Raw genomic sequence first — 3,996 nt, 5'->3', positions numbered from 1 at the left:
CCAGCATGACCGACGCGATCGCGCCGTCGGCATCCGCGGACCCGCCCGCGGTCGCGCGCCGCGGGCCGGCCGCCGGGGCGGTGAAGTGGCTGGGCTCGTCGGGCAAGAAGGGCAACCGCCTGACGGCGCCACTGATCGTGGTGGGGATCGTGCTGGCCGTGCTGGTGCTCGGCAGCGGCGTCTACGTGCTGCTCAACCAGGGCAACAAACACCACCAGGCCGCCACCAATCAACCGAGCGGCCCGTCGGTGAAGTGGCAGCCGATCACCAACGCGCGCATCGCGCGCCAGGCGGCGGCGACCACGCAGGCCGATGGCACGATCTGGATCTTCGGCGGAGTGGGCAGCAACCACGCGCTCGTCGCCAACCACGAGGGCTATGACCCGGTGATCGACAGCTGGAAGAGCGGCGACGATCTTCCGGTTCCGGTTCAGCACGCGATGGCGGTGACGTGGCGGGGCAACCCGATCGTGCTCGGCGGCTGGCGCGCCGCGGGAGCGCAAAAGGTTGCCAGCGACCAGGTTTGGCGGGTGGTCAACAGCCACTGGGTCGAGCTGCCCCGCCTGTTGCAACCGCGGGCGGCGGCCGCGGCCGCGGTCGTGGGAGATCGCATCATCGTCACCGGCGGCGTCGACGCGAACGGCGCCCCGCTGAACACCACCGAGGTCTTCGACGGCAACTCCTGGACCCTCGGCACGCCGATACCGACCCCGCGGCAGATGCTGGCCGCGGCGTCGGACGGCAAGCTGGTGTACGCGGTGGGCGGCACCAACGGGACCACCGACCTGCCGACGGTCGAGGCGTATGACCCTGCCGCGAGAAGCTGGACGCGGTTGCCCGACCTCCCCCAGCCACGCGGTGACGTCGGCGTGGCGATCGCCGATCGGCGGTTGGTGGCGGTCGGGGGGCTGTCGGCCGGGCAGGTCCTCAAAAGCGTGTCGGTGTTCGATCTGACGACGAACGCGTGGGCCGGCTTGCCGGACATGGCGATTGCGCGCCACGGCATGGCGGTCGACGCGGTGGGGCAAGCCGTGTTCGCGATCGGCGGGTCGAGCGAGGTCGGCGACGGCCAGGCCACCTCGTCGGCCGAGGCGCTGCAGCTGCCGGCGCGCCGAATCCAGCCCGCCGCGCAATGGCGTTCCCTGCCCGACGCGCCGACCCCTCGGCTGATGACGGCGTGGACCGTGCTCGACGACAAGATCTGGATCGTCGGCGGCCTGCGCGACGGGGTGGCGTTGTCGACGGTCGAAAGCTACGACCCGCGCGCCGGCACCTGGCAGCCGCAACCGCCACTGCCCATCCCGCTGCACCACGCCGCCGCGGCGACCTATCACGGCGAGGTGGTGGTGCTCGGCGGCGCCAGCAGCGACCTCACCCAGGCGTCCACCAAGGTGTTCGCGTTGCGCGCCGGCAAGTGGGTCGAGTTGCCGAACCTCACCCACGCCCGCGCGGCGCTGGCCGCCGCGGTGGTCGGCGACAAACTCGTGGCCGTCGGCGGGCAGAACGCCAAGCAGCTCGTCGGCCAGACCGAGGTCTTCGACGGCAGCTCGTGGCACGACGCGGCCGACATGCCAACGCCGCGCGAGCATCTCGCGGCGGTGTCGGACGGCACCTACGTCTACGCGGTCGGCGGCAGATTCCTGTCGTCCGACAAGAACTCCGCGGCGTTCGAACGGTTCGACCCCCAGTCCGGCGGCTGGACCAAGTTGGTCGACATGCCGACTCCCCGCGGCAGCTACGGCGCCGCGTTCATCGACGGCCGGATCCTGGCGGTCGGCGGTGAAGAGCCGACGCGGGTGTTGGGGGTGGCCGAGATGTACGACATCGCCGACGGCACGTGGAGCGCGCTGCCTCCGATGCCCACCCCGCGTCACGCCGAGGCCGTCGCGACGGTGGGCAACACCGTCTACTGCATCGGTGGCGCGAACCGGCCCACCCACGAAGGCCCGGTCGCTACGGTCGAGGCCCTGGACTTCATCTAGCGGTGACGGCGGATCAGTGGCGCTTGAGCCGGCTGCGCCATCCCACGAATCCCGCGTACACGATGGTCAACAGCGCCAGCATGCCCACGTCGAACAGCCAGGTCGAGGCCGTGTGCTTGAAGTGGCGGTCTTTCGGGGCGAGCGGGCCGGGCTCGATGGTCCACAGGTCGACCGTCGAGGCCTGCGCCGCATAACCCCACCGCGAGGGCACCGCCCACGACATCTGGTCCAGGCCGATTCGGTTGGTGACCGGGACCATGCCCCCGCAGAGCACCAACTGCAGCATCAGGGACACCACCAGCAGCGGCATGATCTGCTCGTTGGACCGCGCGAGGGACGACAGGACCAGGCCGACCATCGCGGCGGCGACGCACATCGCGGCGGTCGCGACGTACAGCTCGAGGGTGGCACTGCCCAGCAGCAGGGCCGGGCGCGTCGGCGCCCCCTTCCCCAGGATCGTGATGGTCGTGGCGATCGCCGACTGAATGACGGCGAACACGAAGAACACCGCCATCTTCGCGAGCAGATACGCCTTGGTGGACAGGCCGACCGCCTGTTCCCGGCGAAAGATCGGGCGCTCGCCGATGAGGTCGCGGATGGTCAGCGCGGTCCCCATGAACACGGCAGCCATGGTGAGCAACATCAACACCGAGCCCGGCTCGTCGGAGCCGTCGCCGCTGGGATCGGCGACGCGGAATCCGGTCGAGCCGGGAACGGTGAGCGACAGCGCGCCCATCACGAACGGCAACAGCGCCAGGAAGATGAAGTAGGCGCGGTCGGCGACGATCAGCCGAATCTGGCGGCGCGCGATGGTGGCGAACTGACGACGGGTGCTCGAGCGCGCCGGAGCGCCCAGGTCGGCCGGCTTCTCGGCCTCGGGCCCCGCCGGCGGTGGTTTGAGCTGGGCCAGGAACCGACGGTTGGCCTCGTCGGGGTCCGCCCCCACCATGCCGAAGATCTTGGCCCAGTTGGTGGTTCCCATGGTCGCTTCGATTTCGTCGGGCGGCCCGCAGTACGCCGTCTTGCCGCCCGGCGCCATCAACAACACCTGGTCGCACAGGTCGAGGTAGCTCAGCGAGTGCGTCACCACCAGCACCACCCGACCGGCGTCGGCCAACTGCCGCAACATGGTCATGACCTGCAAATCGAGCGCCGGATCCAGGCCGGAGGTCGGCTCGTCGAGGATCAGCAGCGACGGCCCGGTGAGCAGCTCGAGTGCCACCGAGGCGCGCTTGCGCTGCCCGCCGGACAGCTTGTCCACCCGCGTGTCGGCATGCTTGGTCAGCCCGAGTTCCTCGATCACCTGCGCGACCACCTGCGCGCGGTCCTGTTTGCTGGTGTCGGGCGGCAGGCGCAGCTCGGCGGCATAGTTCAGGGCCTGGGTCACCGTCAGCTGGCGGTGCACGACGTCGTCCTGGGGCACCATCCCGATCCGGCTGCGCAACGACGCGAAGCTGGCGTGAATGTCGTGCCCTTCGAAGGTGATTGAGCCCGAGCTGGGACAGGTGGCCCCGGCGATCAGCCGCGACAGCGTGCTTTTGCCGGCCCCGGACCCGCCGATGAGGGCGGTCAGCGTGCCGGGCCTGGCGGTCAGCGAGACTTTGTGGATCAAGCGTTTGCTGTCGATTTCGAAGTCGACCTCGCGCACCTCCAGCCCGCCGGTGCGGGTGGCCGCCTGGGCGCGGCGGAGCAGGATCTCGCCGTTGAACACCAGGTCGACGTTGCCGATGGTGACGACGTCGCCCTCGGTCAGCGGCGCCGACAGGATTCGGGTGCCGTTGACGAACGTGCCGTTGATGCTGTGGGCGTCGTGGATCTCCATCCCGGTGGGGCCCGGCACCAGATAGGCGTGTTGGCGCGACGCCAGGACGTCCGAGATGACGATGTCGCTGTCCTCGGCGCGGCCGATCACGGCGGCGCCGCTGGGTGGCGCCGAGAGCCTCGACCGCGACCGCTGCACCGCGCGCCGCAGGTTGGTGCTGTCGAACTCCGCGGCTTCGAGGGCTTGCGCGCC

General features: G+C 70.4%; 2 protein-coding genes. One reads left to right on the top strand and one right to left on the bottom strand.

What is annotated here, in order from left to right; translation table 11 throughout:
* The coding region (locus DQP58_RS26015) for a Kelch repeat-containing protein (RefSeq protein ID WP_276310533.1) at positions 1–1,982 on the top strand (1,982 nt) is incomplete at its 5' end.
* Positions 1,983–1,995: 13 nt separating this feature from the next.
* Here DQP58_RS26015 and DQP58_RS26010 read toward each other — a convergent pair.
* On the bottom strand, positions 1,996–3,996 hold a 2,001-nt coding region (locus DQP58_RS26010), incomplete at its 5' end, for an ATP-binding cassette domain-containing protein (protein ID WP_112710919.1).

The organism is Mycobacterium colombiense (assembly GCF_003284975.1).
Taxonomy (GTDB): domain Bacteria; phylum Actinomycetota; class Actinomycetes; order Mycobacteriales; family Mycobacteriaceae; genus Mycobacterium; species Mycobacterium europaeum_A.
Note: the sequence above shows the minus strand (reverse complement) of the source record. Positions and strands in the feature narration are given on the sequence as shown.